The 16631-nt window shown below is 58.5% G+C and carries 17 protein-coding genes; 15 read left to right on the forward strand and 2 right to left on the reverse strand.

The window, feature by feature from the left end; genetic code table 11:
- The 8 genes from fabG (at window position 1) to ACQUQU_RS06810 (ending at window position 6189) form a co-directional block, all read left to right on the forward strand.
- Window positions 1–741 (forward strand): 3-oxoacyl-ACP reductase FabG, encoded by a 741-nt coding sequence (gene fabG / locus ACQUQU_RS06775; RefSeq protein WP_430462486.1) that lies wholly within the window; start codon window positions 1–3, stop codon window positions 739–741.
- A gap of 44 nt (window positions 742–785) precedes the next feature.
- Complete coding sequence (gene acpP / locus ACQUQU_RS06780) at window positions 786–1019, forward strand: acyl carrier protein (protein WP_145468776.1); 234 nt, start codon at window positions 786–788, stop codon at window positions 1017–1019.
- 79 nt (window positions 1020–1098) lie between these two features.
- Window positions 1099–2340 (forward strand): beta-ketoacyl-ACP synthase II, encoded by a 1242-nt coding sequence (gene fabF / locus ACQUQU_RS06785; RefSeq protein WP_430462487.1) that lies wholly within the window; start codon window positions 1099–1101, stop codon window positions 2338–2340.
- A 1-nt stretch (window position 2341) separates the two neighbouring features.
- The gene (gene pabC, locus ACQUQU_RS06790) at window positions 2342–3151 is read left to right on the forward strand and encodes an aminodeoxychorismate lyase (RefSeq protein ID WP_430462488.1); all 810 of its coding nucleotides are present in this window, start codon (window positions 2342–2344) and stop codon (window positions 3149–3151) included.
- Window positions 3148–4170, forward strand: coding sequence for an endolytic transglycosylase MltG (gene mltG, locus ACQUQU_RS06795; protein ID WP_430462489.1), 1023 nt, complete (start codon window positions 3148–3150; stop codon window positions 4168–4170). The genes pabC and mltG overlap by 4 nt, the downstream gene beginning before the upstream one ends.
- 8 nt (window positions 4171–4178) lie before the next feature.
- On the forward strand, window positions 4179–4829 hold the full coding sequence (gene tmk, locus ACQUQU_RS06800; protein ID WP_430462490.1) for a dTMP kinase: 651 nt from the start codon (window positions 4179–4181) through the stop codon (window positions 4827–4829).
- Window positions 4822–5811: a DNA polymerase III subunit delta' gene (gene holB, locus ACQUQU_RS06805; protein WP_430462491.1), complete on the forward strand. Its 990-nt coding sequence runs from the start codon at window positions 4822–4824 to the stop codon at window positions 5809–5811. Before tmk ends, holB begins: the two co-directional genes overlap by 8 nt.
- A gap of 21 nt (window positions 5812–5832) precedes the next feature.
- Window positions 5833–6189 (forward strand): PilZ domain-containing protein, encoded by a 357-nt coding sequence (locus ACQUQU_RS06810; RefSeq protein ID WP_430462492.1) that lies wholly within the window; start codon window positions 5833–5835, stop codon window positions 6187–6189.
- 97 nt (window positions 6190–6286) lie between these two features.
- Here the strand turns inward: ACQUQU_RS06810 and ACQUQU_RS06815 are convergent, their stop codons facing one another.
- Window positions 6287–7426 (reverse strand): aminotransferase class V-fold PLP-dependent enzyme, encoded by a 1140-nt coding sequence (locus ACQUQU_RS06815; RefSeq protein ID WP_430462493.1) that lies wholly within the window; start codon window positions 7424–7426, stop codon window positions 6287–6289.
- 161 nt (window positions 7427–7587) lie between these two features.
- On the opposite strand from ACQUQU_RS06815, the gene ACQUQU_RS06820 reads away from it, so the two are divergent.
- From ACQUQU_RS06820 to ACQUQU_RS06850, 7 genes are all read left to right on the forward strand, one after another.
- Window positions 7588–10491, forward strand: coding sequence for an insulinase family protein (locus tag ACQUQU_RS06820; RefSeq protein WP_430462494.1), 2904 nt, complete (start codon window positions 7588–7590; stop codon window positions 10489–10491).
- Window positions 10492–10601: 110 nt separating this feature from the next.
- Window positions 10602–11360, forward strand: coding sequence for a DUF3450 domain-containing protein (locus tag ACQUQU_RS06825; RefSeq protein WP_430462495.1), 759 nt, complete (start codon window positions 10602–10604; stop codon window positions 11358–11360).
- Entirely contained in the window at window positions 11357–12727 is a 1371-nt protein-coding gene (locus tag ACQUQU_RS06830; protein ID WP_430462496.1) for a MotA/TolQ/ExbB proton channel family protein, read from the forward strand. The genes ACQUQU_RS06825 and ACQUQU_RS06830 overlap by 4 nt, the downstream gene beginning before the upstream one ends.
- A gap of 1 nt (window position 12728) precedes the next feature.
- The gene (locus tag ACQUQU_RS06835; RefSeq protein WP_430462497.1) at window positions 12729–13226 is read left to right on the forward strand and encodes a MotA/TolQ/ExbB proton channel family protein; all 498 of its coding nucleotides are present in this window, start codon (window positions 12729–12731) and stop codon (window positions 13224–13226) included.
- An 11-nt stretch (window positions 13227–13237) separates the two neighbouring features.
- Complete coding sequence (locus ACQUQU_RS06840) at window positions 13238–13645, forward strand: ExbD/TolR family protein (RefSeq protein ID WP_430462498.1); 408 nt, start codon at window positions 13238–13240, stop codon at window positions 13643–13645.
- Window positions 13645–14265 carry an energy transducer TonB gene (locus ACQUQU_RS06845; RefSeq protein ID WP_430462499.1) on the forward strand — a complete coding sequence of 207 codons (621 nt, stop codon included), beginning with the start codon at window positions 13645–13647 and terminating at the stop codon, window positions 14263–14265. Before ACQUQU_RS06840 ends, ACQUQU_RS06845 begins: the two co-directional genes overlap by 1 nt.
- Window positions 14265–15539, forward strand: a complete 1275-nt coding sequence (locus ACQUQU_RS06850; protein WP_430462500.1) for a hypothetical protein — start codon at window positions 14265–14267, stop codon at window positions 15537–15539. Before ACQUQU_RS06845 ends, ACQUQU_RS06850 begins: the two co-directional genes overlap by 1 nt.
- A 107-nt stretch (window positions 15540–15646) precedes the next feature.
- Here the strand turns inward: ACQUQU_RS06850 and xthA are convergent, their stop codons facing one another.
- On the reverse strand, window positions 15647–16459 hold the full coding sequence (xthA, locus tag ACQUQU_RS06855; protein ID WP_430462501.1) for an exodeoxyribonuclease III: 813 nt from the start codon (window positions 16457–16459) through the stop codon (window positions 15647–15649).
- Window positions 16460–16631 lie beyond the last annotated feature (172 nt).

A 16631-nucleotide genomic window follows, 5' to 3' on the forward strand; every position in this document is an offset into this window, starting at 1 on the left:
ATGAGTGAAAAACAACTGGCGCTGGTTACCGGCGCTTCCCGCGGGATTGGTCGCGCCATTGCTGAGCGTCTGGCAAATGCTGGCTACCGTGTAGTGGGTACGGCAACATCCGAATCTGGCGCAGCAGCCATTCGTGATCACCTCAAGGCGATCGGCGCAGAGCACGATGCACTGGTGCTGAATATTGCCGATGCGGCTCAGACAGACGAAGCGTTAAAACGCTTTGTTGCCGAATTCGGAACGCCGATGGTCGTGGTGAATAACGCGGGTATCACCCGCGACAACCTGTTTCTGCGCATGTCCGATGATGAATGGAACGACGTCATCAACACCAACTTAAGTGGTGTTTTCCGCGTCTGCAAGGCCATGGTAAAACCCATGCTGAAGCAGAAAGCCGGTGCGATTATTAACGTCAGCTCTATTATCGGCACAACCGGTAACGCCGGTCAGGCAAACTACGCAGCGGCGAAAGCCGGCCTTGAAGGCTTCACCCGTTCACTGGCTCAGGAAATTGCCAGTCGTAACATTACGGTGAATTGTGTAGCGCCAGGATTTATTCAAACAGATATGACGGATATCTTGCCTGAAACGCAAAAAGAAGCCATCCTAGCGACCATTCCGGTCAAGCGCTTCGGGCAGGTAGAGGAAATCGCGGGTGCCGTGGCATTCCTCGCGGGCTCCGATGCAAAGTACATTACAGGCCAGACCATTCATGTGAATGGCGGCATGAATATGGGCTGAGGTCTTAGGACCACCAGACAACTCTGAAACGGTAGGAAAAAACCATGAGTAATATTGAAGAACGCGTAAAGAAAATCGTTTGTGAACAACTGGGCGTTAAAGAAGAAGACGTTAAAGCTTCCTCTTCTTTCGTAGACGACCTGGGCGCGGACTCTCTGGACACTGTTGAGCTGGTAATGGCTCTGGAAGAAGAATTTGAGACCGAAATCCCAGACGAAGATGCTGAGAAGCTGACCACCGTTCAGGAAGCGATCGACTACATCATCGCCAATCTGTAAGACTGGCCGTGTAAAAAAGCCGCCTCAGTAGCGGCTTTTTTTATGCCTCCCAATTAGACAGAACGAAGATCAATAGCCTATGACCAAGCGACGCGTTGTCATCACCGGACTCGGAACCGTTAACCCTCTAGGACTTAATACCGCAGAGACCTGGGCCGCCCTTCAGGCCGGACAGAGTGGTATTGGCGCCATCGAACACTTTGATTCGGAAGGCTACGCCACACGGATTTTTGGCGCGGTAAAGAATTTTGATGTGTCTTCCGTAATGACGGAAAAAGAAGCGCGCAAAATCGACCCATTCATTCAGTACGCTCTGGTGGCGTCTGAACAGGCGCTGCAGGATGCCGGCCTGAACGGTAATTTCGATCCTGACCGTGCCGGCGTGGCTGTGGGCTCTGGCATCGGTGGTCTGACCACCATTGAAGACAATCATCAGCAGCTGCTGAAAAGCGGACCGCGGCGTGTGTCACCGTTTCTGGTGCCGGGTTCCGTGATCAATATGGCCTCCGGTAACATCGCCATCCGCTACGGCCTGCAGGGCCCGAATTTTGCGATCACAACGGCCTGTACTACAGGTACGCACAACATAGGTTATGCGGCGCGTACCATTGCCTATGGCGATGCCGACATCATGCTGGCCGGCGGTACCGAAAAAGGCTCCAGTGCTCTGGGTATTGCCGGATTTGCTGCGGCGCGTGCCATGAGCACCCGCAATGACGAACCACAAAAGGCCAGTCGCCCGTGGGACAAAGACCGTGATGGTTTTGTTCTGGGTGATGGTGCTGCCGTTCTGGTGCTCGAAGAGCTGAATCACGCGCTGTCGCGCGGCGCGACTATTTACGCCGAACTGTCAGGTCTGGGCCTCAGTGACGACGCTCACCACATCACCAGTCCACCGGAAGACGGTTCAGGCGCCCGCAAAGCCATGGCCAATGCCATCAGGGATGCCGGCCTGAAGCCGGACGACATCGACTACATCAATGCGCACGGTACCTCGACTCTGGTGGGGGATATTGCCGAAACGCAGGCCGTGAAAGCCCTGTTCGGTGATCACGCTAATCGTCTGGCCATTTCCTCAACCAAGTCCATGACGGGTCATCTGCTTGGGGCCGCTGGTGCGCTTGAGGCGCTGATTACTGTGCTGGCCATCCGTGATGGCATCGCACCGCCAACCATTAATCTGGACAATCCGGATGACGGCTGCGACCTGGATTATGTACCGCACAAGGCACGTGCGATGCCGATCCGTGCGGCGATTTCCAACTCCTTTGGTTTTGGCGGTACCAACGGCAGCCTGCTGTTTACCCGCTACGACACCTGATATGAGCAATACACTGATCTGGCGCGACGGACGCTGGCAGGCCGACGCCTGCTGGCCGGCTAACGATCGCGGTTTGCAGTACGGTGATGGTCTGTTTGAAACCCTGCGCATGGCGGCAGATGGCTCGCTGCCACTGTGGCCGTTGCATCGCGCCCGCTTGCTTAAGGGTCTGGTGGCACTGGATTTTCCGGTGAACACGCTGGCCCTTATTGAAGCGGCCATTGCGCAGGCCCCGCGTACAGGCTCAGCGGTCAAGCTGGTTGTAACCCGTGGTGCTGGCCCGCGCGGCTATCTTGCGCCGGTGGAACCTGAGATTGAACTGCAATGGCAGGTGTTCAATGCCCCCGACTGGGCGTTGCAGCGCAAGCCGGAAGGCTTTCACTGTGAATTCAGTGAGGTGCGTCTGGCGCCTCAGCCACTACTGGCGGGCTTCAAACACCTGAACCGGCTGGAGCAGGTGCTGATCCGCAACCGTATGCCGGGCGGCAGCGACGAGGCCATTGTGCTTGATGCCGATGACTGGGTCATTGAAGGCGCGATGAGCAATCTGTTTGTCTGTGAGCAGGGTCAGTGGCTCACGCCTGACTTAAGCCGCTGCGGTGTGGACGGGGTTATCCGCCGCTGGCTGATGGGTCAGCTCAGCGTGCAGGAGACGGCCATCAGCCCGGATCGTCTGCTGGCGGCCGATGCAATTTTGCTGACCAATTCGCTCAATGGTCTGCAGGCGGTACGATCCATTGGCGCAAAACGGTATGATTCACCGAAAGAAATCGTGGTGCTGCAGCAGGAATTGCAGGAGTTGTTTGCGTGAAATATCTGCTCCGCTTCGGCGGAATGGTGCTGTTACTGGCCGCGGCTCTGGCAGCCGGGGTGTGGCAGCTGCCAACCAATAACGAAGCGCCGGTGCGGGTCGAAATCCTGTCCGGCGACACTCTCAGTAAAGTCTCACGACGCTGGCAGGAAGAAGGCTGGCTGCCTTCTGCGCTGTTGCTGCGTGTGCAGGCGCGTCTGAGCGGGCAGGACAAAGTTCTGCGCCCCGGCGAATACGACATTCCACCGGCCATCACAGGGCTTGCGCTGCTGACGCTGCTGGCGGAGGCGACTCCGGTCAGTTACCGCGTCACGCTGATTGAAGGCCGTCCGTTGCGCGAGGCCCTGACCGCGTTGGAACAGGCTCCGAAACTTCGGCAGGACATTCGTCCGCTGACCCCGGAGGCGGTGGCTCAGCTGCTTGGTATTAACGGTAACGCGGAAGGCTGGTTGTATCCGGACACCTACGTCTACCACGGTGGCGACAAGGTCTCGGCCGTGATACGTCAAGCCTACGAGCGTATGCAGCAGCAACTACAGTCTGCGTGGGACGGGCGTGCTGCCGGGCTGCCGTATGCGTCGCCTTATGACGCACTGATCATGGCGTCCATCGTTGAAAAAGAAACGGGCGCGGTGGCCGAGCGTCCGGTTATTGCCGGCGTGTTCGTCCGTCGCCTGCAAAAAGGCATGCGTCTGGAAACCGATCCAACGGTCATTTACGGCCTGGGTCCGGACTTCGATGGCAACCTGAAAAAGGTGCATCTGCAGGATCGCAGCAATCCTTACAACACTTACCGCAACAAAGGTCTGCCGCCGACGCCCATTGCGCTGGCCGGCGCCGAAGCATTGCAGGCAGCCCTTCAGCCTGCGGCCGGGGATGAACTCTATTTTGTTGCCCGCGGTGATGGCTCCCATTATTTTTCAGCCACGCTGGAAGAGCACAACGCCGCTGTGCGTAAATACCAGATCTTCCGTCGTAGCAAAGATTACCGCTCAGCACCGGTCGCAACCGGGCAATAAGGCTAACCATGACTCAGACTCAAAGCGGCCGCTTCATCACCTTTGAAGGTGGTGAAGGTGTTGGCAAATCCACCAATATCGCCTTCTGCGCCGACTGGCTGCGCGCCCAGGGCGTTGAAGTGGTGGTTACCCGCGAACCCGGCGGCACCCCGGTGGCAGAAACCATCCGCGACAAGCTGCTGAAAGCCCATCACGATGAACCTGTGGTGCCGATGGCGGAGCTTTTGCTGGTGTTTGCGGCCCGCGCTCAGCATCTTGAACGGCTGGTGCGTCCGGCACTGGCGCGCGGCGCCTGGGTGCTGTGCGACCGTTTTACCGATTCCACTGTCGCCTATCAGGGCTTTGGCCGTGAATTGCCGATGGAGCATATTCTGACGCTGAAAAGTCTGGTGCAGCAGGATCTTGAGCCGGACGTTACCTTCCTGTTGGATGCGCCGCTGGAAATCGGTATGGCCCGCGCCCGTGGCCGTGCAGACGCAGCTGGCGAAGCCGTTGACCGTTTTGAAACCGAGCAAAAAGCCTTCTTTGAGCGCGTGCAGCGCGGATTCCATTTGCTGGCGGAAGCGGAGCCCCGTTTCCGTGTGCTGAACGCCGCATTGCCGCTGGCCGACGTGCAGCAGGCATTGCTGGCTGAACTGCAGGATTTACTGAATGACTGAGTTGCTGCCATGGCAGGCCGGCGCCTGGACGGAACTGGTCAAACGCCATCGTAAGGCCGGTTTACCTCATGCGCTGTTGTTTACCGGACTGGCAGGCATCGGCAAGCATCAACTGGCGCGCTATACCGCCAAATGGCTGCTCTGTCTGCGTGATGAGGATCAGCCCTGCGGACAATGCCACAGCTGCCACTTATGGGAAGCCGGCAGTCACCCGGACTACCTGCTGGCGCAGCCTGAAGAGGGCAGCAAGCAGGTGCGTATCGATACGGTGCGCCGTGTGAACGAATTCCTGTCGCAAACGCCACAGATCAGCCGCTGTCAGGTGGTGGGGTTGCGTCCGGTGGAAGTCATGAACACCAACGCCGCCAACGCCTTGCTGAAGACGCTGGAAGAGCCGGCGGGCGAGAGTTTTCTGCTGCTGGAAACCGAACGCTTTGGTTCTGTGTTGCCGACCATCCGCAGCCGCTGTCAGCGCTTCGTACTGGAAACGCCACCCGAGGCGGCCGCCCTTGGCTGGCTGTCGGCGCAGGGACATGCGGCCGCTACCGCCGCTCAGGCGCTGCGCCGCAATCACGGTGCGCCGCTGCGGGCGAATGACTGGCTGCGCGCCGATCAGGCAGGTCAGCAGCAGCGATTACTGGAGCTGCTGGTGCAGTGGAGTCGTGGCGCTGCGCCATTACAGGCGACGGCCGATGGCTGGAGCAAGCTTGAGCTTTCCGATGTAACTCATTGGTTTTATGGATTTTTGTCAGACTGTATTAAGGTCTCGATGGGCGTCCCGGCGGACACATTGACCTTTGGCAATGAGGTCAGTCTGGTGCTGGGCGGAGCTACCCCGTCTGCGGCAAAGCTGATACCCTTGCACGACAAAGTGAAAGAGATTCTGGGCCGTTTACTGTCAGGCGCCGGACACTATAACAAGCAACTTCTGATCGAATCGCTGTTGATCGAATGGCAGGCTCTGCTGTACGACCGACAGTGATCGCATCATCCAGGGGGGATTATGACAGGCGGATTGGGTGCAGGTGCCCGCAGCGGTATTCTGTCGCTGACCATCAAAGACAAGTCTGTGCTGTATGCAGCCTATATGCCGTTCATTAAAGACGGTGGGCTGTTTATCCCGACCAACAAGCAGTATCAGCTGGGCGATGAAGTGTTCATGCTGCTGAAACTGATGGATGAGCCGGAAAAAATTCCGGTGGCCGGCAAAGTGGTGTGGATCACCCCGCGCGGCGCTCAGGGCAATAAAGTAGCGGGCATCGGTGTGCAGTTTACCGGTGACGACAGCCTCGCCCGTGACAAGATCGAAACCTTTCTGGCGGGTGCGCTGAAGTCTGACCGCATTACGCACACTATGTGATCCGTCGTATAAGCGACATCGCATAAAAAAGAGCGCCAATGGCGCTCTTTTTGTTTGTCCCGGGTTCAGTTTTCGTCACTCAGGTTGTCTGGCCCGGTCAGACCGCTTCCAGCAGGTAGTCGAGCACATCTGCGGCGTCGTTCAGCACCTCTTCTGTGGTGTGAAAGTGCGGCGAGAAGCGGATGCCACCACCACGGTGGGCGCAAATGACACCGGCTTCCATCAGCAGCTTATGCAGTTTGACGTTGTCTTTGTCCCAGAAATGAAAGGTCAGAATGCCCGACGGGCGCTGGTTCAGCAGCGGATTCACAAACACCGCGTCTTGGTCGCTCAGCAGTTCCTGCAGATACAGCACATTGGTCACCAGTTGGGTGGCGACTTTGTCCATACCAACGTCGAGCAGCAAGCCGGTACTGGCGGCCAGTGCGTGCGCCGCCAGCATGTTCGGACTGCCGCATTCAAAGCGGCGGGCATCGGTTGCCAGTGCCCAGTCTTTGCGGTCGTAATTGCCCATTTCGTCGATCATATGCCAGCCGTGCTCGATCACGCGCAGCTGCTCCATGACCGTGGGTCGCACATAGAAAAAGCCCAGGCCTTCCGGGCCCAGCAACCATTTATGGCCGTCGGCCATGGCGAAGTCGGCGTCGATGGCTTGCACCGAAAATGGCAGGGCACCCACCGCCTGAATGGCATCGACACAGAACAGCACGCCGTTTTCGCGGCAGGCCTCACCAATGCGTACCAGATCGAGCAACAGGCCGGAGGCGTACTGAATGGCGCTGATCGACAGGAGTCTGGGTTTCTGGGCGATGGCGGCCAGCAGTTCACACTCCGGGTCGTCCCAGGGTAGCGAAACTTCAATAACCTGCACGCCGCGCGGCTTAAGGGCCTCCCAGACAATGCGGTTGGACGGAAACTCCTGATCGCTGATCACCACCACATCACCGGCTTGCCAGTCGATGCCCTCTGCAACGAAGGACAGGGCTTCTGAGGTGTTTTTTACCAGAGCCACTGAGCCCTGCGGGGCGTCGATCAGGGCTTCGAGATTGCGCTTCAACCGTTGCTCGACCTTGACCCACTGCGGGTAGTGGCTGGCACCTAACGCTGTGTTTTCGGCGGCGAACTCGGCAACCGCTTTGCGCGCACGTTCGGGCCAGGGAGCAACAGCGGCGTGATTGAGATACAGGCATTCACCATTCACCGGAAATTCATCGGCAATATCGGCTGGAAGGGTCATGGGGGATTCCGGATAAAAATTGAACAGGCGGCATTCACTTGCAGGCCATTAGGCGCCAGAGCCGACCAATCCGTTGCACAACAGCAAAGGTGGATGGTTCTAGGGGCCGGATATGCCTGTTACCATACCCGAGTTTCCCATTCAGGATAAGCAGAGAAGCTATGTCTAACAGTGCGTCATCCCGCGCGTTCCGCCATGTGGGGTCTACCCGCGTTGAATCCCTGAACATCGATATTCAGCATTACGAACACACGGCCACCGGTGCTGTGCACTACCATCTGGCCACGGATCACGACGAAAAAGCCTTTATGGTGGCGGTGCGCACCATGCCGCACGATTCCACCGGCGTGGCGCACATTCTTGAACACACTGTGCTGTGCGGCAGCGAGAAGTACCCGGTGCGCGACCCGTTTTTTATGATGACGCGCCGCTCGCTGAATACCTTTATGAACGCCATGACCAGCAGCGACTGGACCGCGTACCCGTTCGCCTCACAGAACGACAAAGACTTCAACAACCTGCTCGATGTGTATCTGGATGCGGTGTTTTTCTCGCGCCTGCACGAGCTGGATTTCGCTCAGGAAGGCCACCGCATCGAGTTTTCCGAAGAAGGTAATGCGCAATCGCCACTCGAGTACAAAGGCGTGGTGTTCAACGAGATGAAAGGCGCTATGTCGTCGGCGGTCAGCCAGCTGTGGCAGGGCATCAGCTCGTATCTGTTTCCGACCACCACCTACCACTACAACAGCGGTGGTGAGCCGGCGGAAATTACTGACCTGACCTACGAGCAGCTGCTGAGCTTCTACAAAACCCATTACCACCCGAGCAACGCCATTTTCATGACCTTTGGCGCGCTGGATGTCGCTGAACTGCAGGACAAGCTTGAAACTCAGGTACTGAGCCGCTTTGAACGTCAGGACAAACAGTGGAAAGTGGAGCCGGAAAAACGCTACGCCGCACCATTGGCCGTCGAGCAATGCTACGGCCTCGACAGCGAGGATCTGTCAGCCTCTACCCACCATGTGGTCGGCTGGCTGCTGGGTAATTCCACCGATCTCGACGCTCAGCTGGAAGCCCATCTGGTCAGTCAGGTACTGCTGGATAACGCCGCTTCACCGCTGCGCCGCGCGCTGGAAGAAACCGACCTCGGTGGCGCGCCGTCGCCGCTGTGCGGTCTGGAAGATTCCAACCGTGAAATGAGCTTTATGTGCGGTATCGAAGGCAGTGAGCCTGAGCACGCACAGGCCGTTGAACAGCTGATTCTCGATACTCTGCAGCAAGTAGCCGAGCAGGGTGTCGATCAGGGCATGATTGACGCCGCTCTGCATCAGCTTGAACTGCATCAGCGCGAAATCGGTGGCGACCATTACCCCTACGGCTTGCAGTTGATCTTTAACGCACTGCCTGCGGCTACCCATTATGGCGATCCGGCGGCTCTGCTGAATCTGGATCCGGCGCTGGAACGTCTGCGTGCCAAAGCCACGCAGCCTGGCTTTATGCAGGAAGCGGTCAGCCGCCTGCTGCTGAATAACCGCCACCGCGTGCGTTACACCCTGCGCCCGGATGCTGGTGTGAACGACGAAATGAAACGTCTGGAAGAACAGAGTCTGGCGGATATTCAGGCCACCCTCGATGACGCCGGCAAGCAGGCGATTCTGGCTAAGGCCGAAGCACTGAAAGAGCGTCAGGCGCAGGAAGACGATCCGGGCATTCTGCCGCAGGTGACACTGGCCGATGTGCGCCCGGACATCAGCTATATGGCGCCAACACAGGAATACAAAGAAAAGCTGCCCGCCACCGAATACGTGGTCGGCACCAATGGTCTGGTGTATCAGCAGCTGATCGCCGATCTGCCGGCCATGAGTGCCGAACAGCTGAGCTGGCTGCCGTTCTTTACTCAGGCCTGGAGCGAAGTAGGCGCCGGTGGTAACGACTACCTGTTCCAGCAACAGAAGCAGACCAGCATTGTCGGCAGCCTCACCAGTTACGCCAGCATCAAAGGCCATGTAGCCGATTGCAACGAGCTGATGGGTTATCTGGTGATGACCGGTAAAGCACTGGGTTCAGGTGCTGATGATTTCTCGGCGCTGATGAAAGAAACCTGGGAAAGCGCCACCTTCGCCGAAGAAAACCGTCTGGTCGATCTGCTGACGCAGGCCAAATCCCGCCGTGAACAGGGCATTACCGGCAGCGGTCATGCGCTGGCCATGTCGCTGGCGGCGGCTCCGCTTAACGCATCGGCCAATATTGCCAACGAACTGGGCGGTCTGCCGCAGATCAAGCGCGTGAAAGAGCGCTGGGCCAAAGCGCAGAAAGAAGGCGGAGCCTTCCTGTCGCAGGCGCTGACCGATCTGTACAGCAGCATTGCCGCCCCGGCGCAGGCCTTGCTGGTGCATGACGAGCAGGGCGCAGCCGCACATCGCAACAGCCTGAACGCCGTCTGGGCGAATGCCGGAAGGGCGGCCAGCGGCAGCATGAGCTGGGCACTGGCCAATACCGATACTTACTGGATGGTGGATTCGCAGGTGAACTTCTGTGCCTGGGCTTTCCCGACCGTGACCATGGACCACGCCGACGCGCCGGTGCTGGCCGTGCTGTCCGGCATTCTGCGCAACGGCTTCCTGCACACTGCTATCCGTGAGCGTGGCGGCGCTTACGGTGCCGGTGCGAGTCAGGATTCCGCACTGGGCTGCTTTAAGTTCTATTCCTACCGCGATCCACGCACCGAAGGCACCTTCGATGACTTCGCCAAATCCGTGGATTGGGTGCTGAACAAAACCGCCGGTGCCGACCTGATTGAACAATCGGCACTGGGTCTGATCGGCAGCATGGACCGTCCGGGATCACCGGCCGGTGAAGCCAAGCAGCACTTCCATCAGGACTACAGTGGCCGCACTCCGGCTTTGCGTCAGCAGTTCCGTGAACGTCTGCTGGCGACTCAGTGGAGCGATGTGCAGCGCGTCGCCGAACAGTACCTGCGTGGCGAGGGCGTAAAAGCCGTAGTCGCGCCGCGTGGCACGGCCGATGTCGCAGCAAAGCTTGGTCTAAATGCAAACGATTATTAATTGATAGTGATAAAAGGAAGGCGCATAATGCGCCTTCTTTTTTGGTTCATCCGCGGTTCAGGCGGGTCGGCCAACACTCTGAACATCCCTTCGTCAGGAACCTCAAGGTTATGAGAATCCCGCTGATTCTTGCCACCGCACTGCTGGCTCAGGTCGCCTCGGCCGACACCCTCAGTCAGGGGCAGGGCGCCATTCAGGCTACCGGTCAGGCCGGTCAGAAAAGCCAGTCTGTGGTCGAAAAACTCGACGACCAGACCCTCGAGCTGCTCGCCGAATACCGCCAGATCAAAGCCGAAACCGAACAGCTGGCGCTGTACAACCGCCAGATGGAAGCCATCGTGCAGAGTCAGAACGATGAACTGGCCTCGCTCGCCCGTCAGATCACCGAAATTGAACGCACCGAGCGCGGCATTCTGCCGTTGATGAGCCGCATGGTGGATTCGCTGGATCAGTTCGTTGCACTCGATACGCCGTTCCTGCCGGACGAGCGCGGGGCGCGTGTGGCGCTGCTGAAAGATCTGCTGACCCGTGCCGACGTGACGGTGTCGGAGAAATTCCGCCGCGTGCTGGAGGCCTATCAGGTGGAGGTCGACTATGGCCGCAACATTGAAGCCTACCGTGGCCAGCAGGACGGCGTGTCGTACGATTTCCTGCGCATAGGGCGTCTGGCTCTGTACCGTCTGAGCAACGACGGCGACAGCGCCTGGGTATGGCACAAAGGCCACAACGACTGGCTGGCGCTGGATTCCGGCTATCTGCGCGACCTGCGTAAAGCTCTGAAAGTGGCGCAGCAGGTGGCTGCTCCGGAAATGCTGGTTGTGCCGCTGCCAACGCCCGCGTCGCTGGTTAAGCAGGGGGCGTCATCATGAAGCACTCATTCCTCCTGACCCTCGCACTGACGTGTTCCTTGCCGGCCCTGGCCGATACCGCTGCGCCGGCCGGCCCGCTGCGTAACCTGCTCAATCAGGTGGGCCAGTATCAGTCGGCTGAGAAAAAAGCCGACGGCCAGCGCGAAGCTGAATTCAAAGGCTCGCTCGACGAGCAGAAGCGCCAGCTGGCCGAGGCGAAAGCCCGTCTGAAAGCGGAGCAAAAGCGCGCCGACGAACTGAAAAAGCAGTTTGACCGCAACGAAAACGCGCTGACTGAACGCGAAGAAGAACTGCGTCTGCGCGTCGGTAACTTAGGTGAGATGTTTGGCGTCGTGCGCCAGACCGCCAACGACCTGAACACGCTGCTGTCCGACAGCCTGACCAGTGTGCAACAGCCTGAGCGTCGCGCCGATCTGGATAAACTGGCCGAAGCCAAAGAGCTGCCGACCATTCAGGCGCTTGAAGACCTGTGGTTCACCATGCAGGAAGAAATGATCCTCAACGGTGAGGTCAGCGCCTTTGATACCACCGTTATTGCCACCGATGGCAGCAGCGTTGACCGCCATGTGACCCGTCTCGGTGTGTTTAACACGGTCGAAGAGTCCGGTTATCTGGCGTTCGACTCCGAGCTTAAAAGCCTGCAGGAGCTGGGACGTCAGCCGTCTCAGGCTGGTCTGATTGCCGATTACCTGAGCAGTAACGATGACGTGGCGCCGGTGGCCATCGATCCGAGCCGCGGTGCGCTGCTGAACATGACACTGGAAAGCCCGGATCTGTTTGAACGTATTCAGCAGGGTGCTCTGGTGGGGTACATCATTCTGCTGCTGGGTCTGGCAGGTCTGGGCCTGGCGGCCTGGCGCACGCTGGTACTGTCCGGTATTTCGGCGGCGATTAAACGCCAGAAAGCCGATCTGACCAACCCTAACGCTGACAATCCGCTCGGTCGCGTACTGCAGGCCTGGCGTGATCTGCCGCGACCGGTGGATGTGGATGTTCTGGAAGCGAAAATGGACGAAGCCGTGCTGCGCGAACTGCCGGCGCTGGAACGCGGCCAGATTATGATCAAGCTGTTTGCCGGTATCGCGCCGCTGCTCGGTCTGCTGGGTACCGTGACCGGTATGATCGCGACCTTTCAGGCCATTACCAACTTCGGCACCGGCGATCCGAAACTGATGGCGGCCGGTATTTCTCAGGCACTGGTGACCACAGTGCTGGGCCTGGTGGTCGCGATTCCGCTGTTGCTGGTGCACAGCTGGGTGGCCGCGCGCAGCAAAGCGCTGGTGCAGTTGCTGGACGAACAATCGGCCGGGCTGATGGCGCAGGCGCTGGAACAGCAGGATCAGCAGAACCGTCAGGTGGCTGGCTGATATGCAGTGGCTGCTGGATTTTATGGCGCAAGGCGGCTCGGTGCTGTGGTTTATCCTGGCGCTGAGCATCCTGCTGTGGAGTCTGATTCTGGAACGCCTGTGGTTCTTCAAACGTGAGCTGCCGGCGCTGAATCAGCAGCTGGCGCAGCAGTGGTCTGCGCGTGCTGAGCATCACAGCTGGCATGCACGCAAAATCCGCGCGGCCATGCTCAGCCAGCAGAAACAGGCCATCGAGCAGTTTCTGCCGGCCATCGCCATTCTGATTGCCGTGTGCCCGTTACTCGGTTTGCTGGGCACAGTAAAAGGCATGATCAGCGTGTTCGATGTGCTGGCTATTACCGGCACCGGCAACGCCCGCGCCATGGCCAATGGCATTTCGCAGGCCACCATTCCGACCATGGCAGGCTTAGTGGTCGCGCTCACGGGTCTGTATTTCCGTACCCGGTTCAAACGTCTGAGCCAGCGCGGGCTGCATCAGCTCGCCGAATGGCTGCATTGAGAGAATAAGTTATGGCACGTCGTCATACCGACAGCGAAGCAGATGGCAACGACATCGACATTACACCGATGCTCGACATTGTGTTCATCATGCTGATCTTCTTCATCGTCACTACGTCCTTTGTGAAAGATAGTGGCGTGACCGTCAGCCGCCCGAGTGCGCAGACCGCCGAAGAGAAAAAGGGCAGTAACATTCTGGTGGCGATCCGCGCCAACGGTGAAATCTGGATCGACCGCCGCGCCGTTGATGTGCGGGCCGTGCGCCCGAACATCGAACGCATGAAAGCCGAAAACCCGGAAGGCGCCGTCATCATTCAGGCCGACGAATACTCGCCGACCGGCTTGCTGGTGAAGGTGATGGATCAGGTGCGTCTCGCCGGTATTTCCAATATTTCCATTTCCGCCGAGGCGGCCAACTGATGAAGCGACTGGCCGTTGCCTTGCTGGCCGCCGTCGCCGTCAGTCTGGGCCTGTTCTGGGTGATGCATCGGATGGTGACGGGGCCGGGTGAGCTGAAACGCATCGACCGAGATGCCGCCGTCGTCGATTTTGTGCGCCTGAAACAAAACAGCCGCACCGAGCTTAAAGAGCGTCATAAACCCGAGCCGCCCAAGCCTAAGAAGCCGCAGATGCCGAAAGAAAGCGTCAGCCAGCAGAACGTGGCGATGCAGCAGATTCCTTTCACCATGCCCGATGTGTCGCCGGATCTGGCGCTGGCGCGCAGTTCGCTGCTGGGCGATGCCGTGGTCGGCATGGGCTTTGGCGATACCGACGTGATCCCGCTGGTGCGCATGAACGCTGCCTACCCGCAGCGCGCGCTGCGCCAGAAGATTGAAGGCTTCGTTACGGCGCGGCTGAAAATCAACGCCGAAGGTCTGGTAGAAGATGTCGAAATTATCAATGCCGAACCTAAGGGCGTGTTCGAGCGTGAAGCCGTGCGGGCGCTGTACAAATACAAGTTCAAACCCAAGATGGAAAACGGCAAAGCCATGGAGCAGGTGGCTACCCAGACCATTGAATTCAAACTGGGAGGTGCCTGATGCGTGGTCTGATTACCACGGTTGCGTCGGCGCTTTTGCTGCTGGCGTCGGCTGCGTTGTGCGCGCAGGAAACCCTGTCGCCATCGACCTACAAGCAGTTGAATGAAATTCAGGGACTGCTTGGCGAAGCCAAATACCCGGAGGCCAAAGCGGCTCTGGATGATCTGGTGGACGACCTGAAGCCGGGCTTCGGTCTGGCGCTGACCTGTGAGCTTTACGGCCAGTATTTTCTGCTGCAGGAAAAGCCGAACGACGCTCTGATCTGGTACCGAAAATCGCTGGCGCAGGATGCGCTGACACCGGTGCAGGAAGCCGGTCTGGCGACGACAACCGCGCAATTGATGCTGTCGCTCGACGATACCAAAGGGGCTGTGGCTGAGCTGGCTCCGCGTCTGGAAAAGCTGCTCAAGCAGGAAGAATCAGACAGCGCTAAGGCCAAAGCCTCTGGCAAAGCCCCGTCGCTTGTCATTCCGCCACTGGCGTTTGCCACGCTTGGCTCGGCCTACCATCTGCTGGCCGATTACCACAATTCGGTACTGTGGACGGAGCGGGCGGTGAGCCGCGCACGCAGTAAAGGCGAAGCGGTTAAAGAGCCATGGCTGCAGATGCTGATGGCCGGTTACTACCAGCTTAAAAATTATCAGCGCACGGCTGAGGTTATCGATGATCTGCTGCGCCTGAATCCGGAACGTGAAGATTACTGGGCCCAGCAGGCGTCTATGTACCAGTTGCTGGAAAAGCCTGAACTGGCGCTGCGTTCACTGGAGCTGGGTTACGCCGGTGGGTATCTGAAAAAGCCGGACAGCATTCTGTTTATGGTACAGCTGATGATCGGCCAGAACCTGCCGGAGCGTGCCGGCCGTATTCTGAACAAGCACCTGCAGGACGGCACCATTGAGCTGAACGAACGCAACTGGCGTTTAACCGCCATGGCCTGGCAGCAGGGGCGTGAGCGGGAAAAAGCCATCGGCGCTATGAATCAGGCGGCGGTCTTTATGGAAGACGGCAGTCTGTTGCTGCTCAGTGGTCAGCTGGCCATGCAGGATGGCGACTTTGCGCTGGCGCTTAAGCAGGCCGAAGCAGCCGTTGCCAAAGGGCTGAAAGACAAAGACCAGCCGAAAGCGCGCATGCTGGCGGGATCTGCGGCGCTGGAGCTGAAAGATCTGGCCACCGCGCGCCGTTATTTTCAACAGGGGCTGAGTTACGCCGACAGTGCCAGCAACGCCCGCGCCTGGCTGGACTACATTGCCGCCCTCGAGGAATACGGCAGCTGAGTGCTGCTGTTGACGGCAGGCAAGTAAGCCCGAAGCCAAACCCGAAGCAAAACCCAAAAAAAGAGCAGCCTGAGCTGCTCTTTTTGTTTTCTGCTTAAGCAGGCTGGTCAGTCGAAACGCGACCAGATCGGCGCATGGTCAGACGGTTTTTCGGTGCCACGGATCTCGTAGCTGATACCCGCCGCCACGCATTCGCCGTATACCGGCTCGGTGGCCAGAATGTGGTCGATGCGCAGGCCGCGCTTGGGCTCATCTTCAAAGCCTTTGGAGCGGTAATCGAACCAGCTGTACTGTTCGTTGCTGGTCGGGAAATGCTTGCGGTAGGTGTCTTTCAGACCCCAGCCCAGCAGGCGCTGATACCATTCGCGCTCTTCCGGCAGGAAGGAACATTTGCCGGTTTTCAGCCAGCGTTTGGCGTTGGGCTCACCGATACCGATGTCGGTGTCTTCAGGCGAAATGTTCATATCGCCCATCACAATCACCCGGTCAGCCGGGGTGAAGGTTTCGTTCAGATAGCGCATCAGGTCGGCGTAGAACTTTTCTTTGGCCGGAAACTTGGTTTCATGGTCGCGGCTTTCGCCCTGCGGGAAATAGCCATTGAGCACGTTCCACACTTTGCCGTTAATCACATAGCGGGCGTGAATCAGACGCTTCTGCGCGTCGGCGTCGTCCCATGGCCAGCCTTTCTGCACAAACTCGGGCGCCTGCTTGCTCAGCAGGGCAACACCGTAATGGGCTTTCTGACCAAAAAATTCCACGTGATAACCCAGCGCCTGAATGTCGGCCAGAGGGAATTCTTCGTCGTGAACCTTGGTTTCCTGCAACCCCAGTACGTCCGGGTCGAGCTGATCACGGATGGCTTCCAGCTGGTGCGGGCGGGCGCGCACGCCGTTGATGTTGAAACTGATGATGGTGGTCATGAATGCGTCCGTCATTTCTGAAGGCGACATAATACCAGCTGATTCTGTCGCTTCCGACCCGCAGTGTTGAGACGCTGCAGTGACAGCTGACTGAACTTTAAGCAACGGATAACGCCATCGAGCCAAGACGGTGGCGCCGCCGGGCGCAATCCCTAAACTGCGCCGCAAAACT

This window comes from Thalassolituus sp. LLYu03, from assembly GCF_050507655.1.
In the GTDB taxonomy this organism is placed as follows: Bacteria; Pseudomonadota; Gammaproteobacteria; order Pseudomonadales; family Oceanobacteraceae; genus Venatoribacter.

Excerpts from the sequence above, each read along its gene's own strand:
- ACQUQU_RS06830 (WP_430462496.1), top strand. The coding sequence starts at position 11,357 with ATGAAGCACTCATTCCTCCTGACCCTCGCACTGACGTGTTCCTTGCCG.
- fabG (WP_430462486.1), top strand. The coding sequence starts at position 1 with ATGAGTGAAAAACAACTGGCGCTGGTTACCGGCGCTTCCCGCGGGATT.
- ACQUQU_RS06810 (WP_430462492.1), top strand. The coding sequence starts at position 5,833 with ATGACAGGCGGATTGGGTGCAGGTGCCCGCAGCGGTATTCTGTCGCTG.
- fabF (WP_430462487.1), top strand. The coding sequence starts at position 1,099 with ATGACCAAGCGACGCGTTGTCATCACCGGACTCGGAACCGTTAACCCT.
- xthA (WP_430462501.1), bottom strand. The coding sequence starts at position 16,459 with ATGACCACCATCATCAGTTTCAACATCAACGGCGTGCGCGCCCGCCCG.
- ACQUQU_RS06815 (WP_430462493.1), bottom strand. The coding sequence starts at position 7,426 with ATGACCCTTCCAGCCGATATTGCCGATGAATTTCCGGTGAATGGTGAA.
- ACQUQU_RS06825 (WP_430462495.1), top strand. The coding sequence starts at position 10,602 with ATGAGAATCCCGCTGATTCTTGCCACCGCACTGCTGGCTCAGGTCGCC.
- ACQUQU_RS06835 (WP_430462497.1), top strand. The coding sequence starts at position 12,729 with ATGCAGTGGCTGCTGGATTTTATGGCGCAAGGCGGCTCGGTGCTGTGG.
- ACQUQU_RS06820 (WP_430462494.1), top strand. The coding sequence starts at position 7,588 with ATGTCTAACAGTGCGTCATCCCGCGCGTTCCGCCATGTGGGGTCTACC.
- acpP (WP_145468776.1), top strand. The coding sequence starts at position 786 with ATGAGTAATATTGAAGAACGCGTAAAGAAAATCGTTTGTGAACAACTG.
- pabC (WP_430462488.1), top strand. The coding sequence starts at position 2,342 with ATGAGCAATACACTGATCTGGCGCGACGGACGCTGGCAGGCCGACGCC.
- holB (WP_430462491.1), top strand. The coding sequence starts at position 4,822 with ATGACTGAGTTGCTGCCATGGCAGGCCGGCGCCTGGACGGAACTGGTC.
- ACQUQU_RS06845 (WP_430462499.1), top strand. The coding sequence starts at position 13,645 with ATGAAGCGACTGGCCGTTGCCTTGCTGGCCGCCGTCGCCGTCAGTCTG.
- tmk (WP_430462490.1), top strand. The coding sequence starts at position 4,179 with ATGACTCAGACTCAAAGCGGCCGCTTCATCACCTTTGAAGGTGGTGAA.
- ACQUQU_RS06840 (WP_430462498.1), top strand. The coding sequence starts at position 13,238 with ATGGCACGTCGTCATACCGACAGCGAAGCAGATGGCAACGACATCGAC.
- ACQUQU_RS06850 (WP_430462500.1), top strand. The coding sequence starts at position 14,265 with ATGCGTGGTCTGATTACCACGGTTGCGTCGGCGCTTTTGCTGCTGGCG.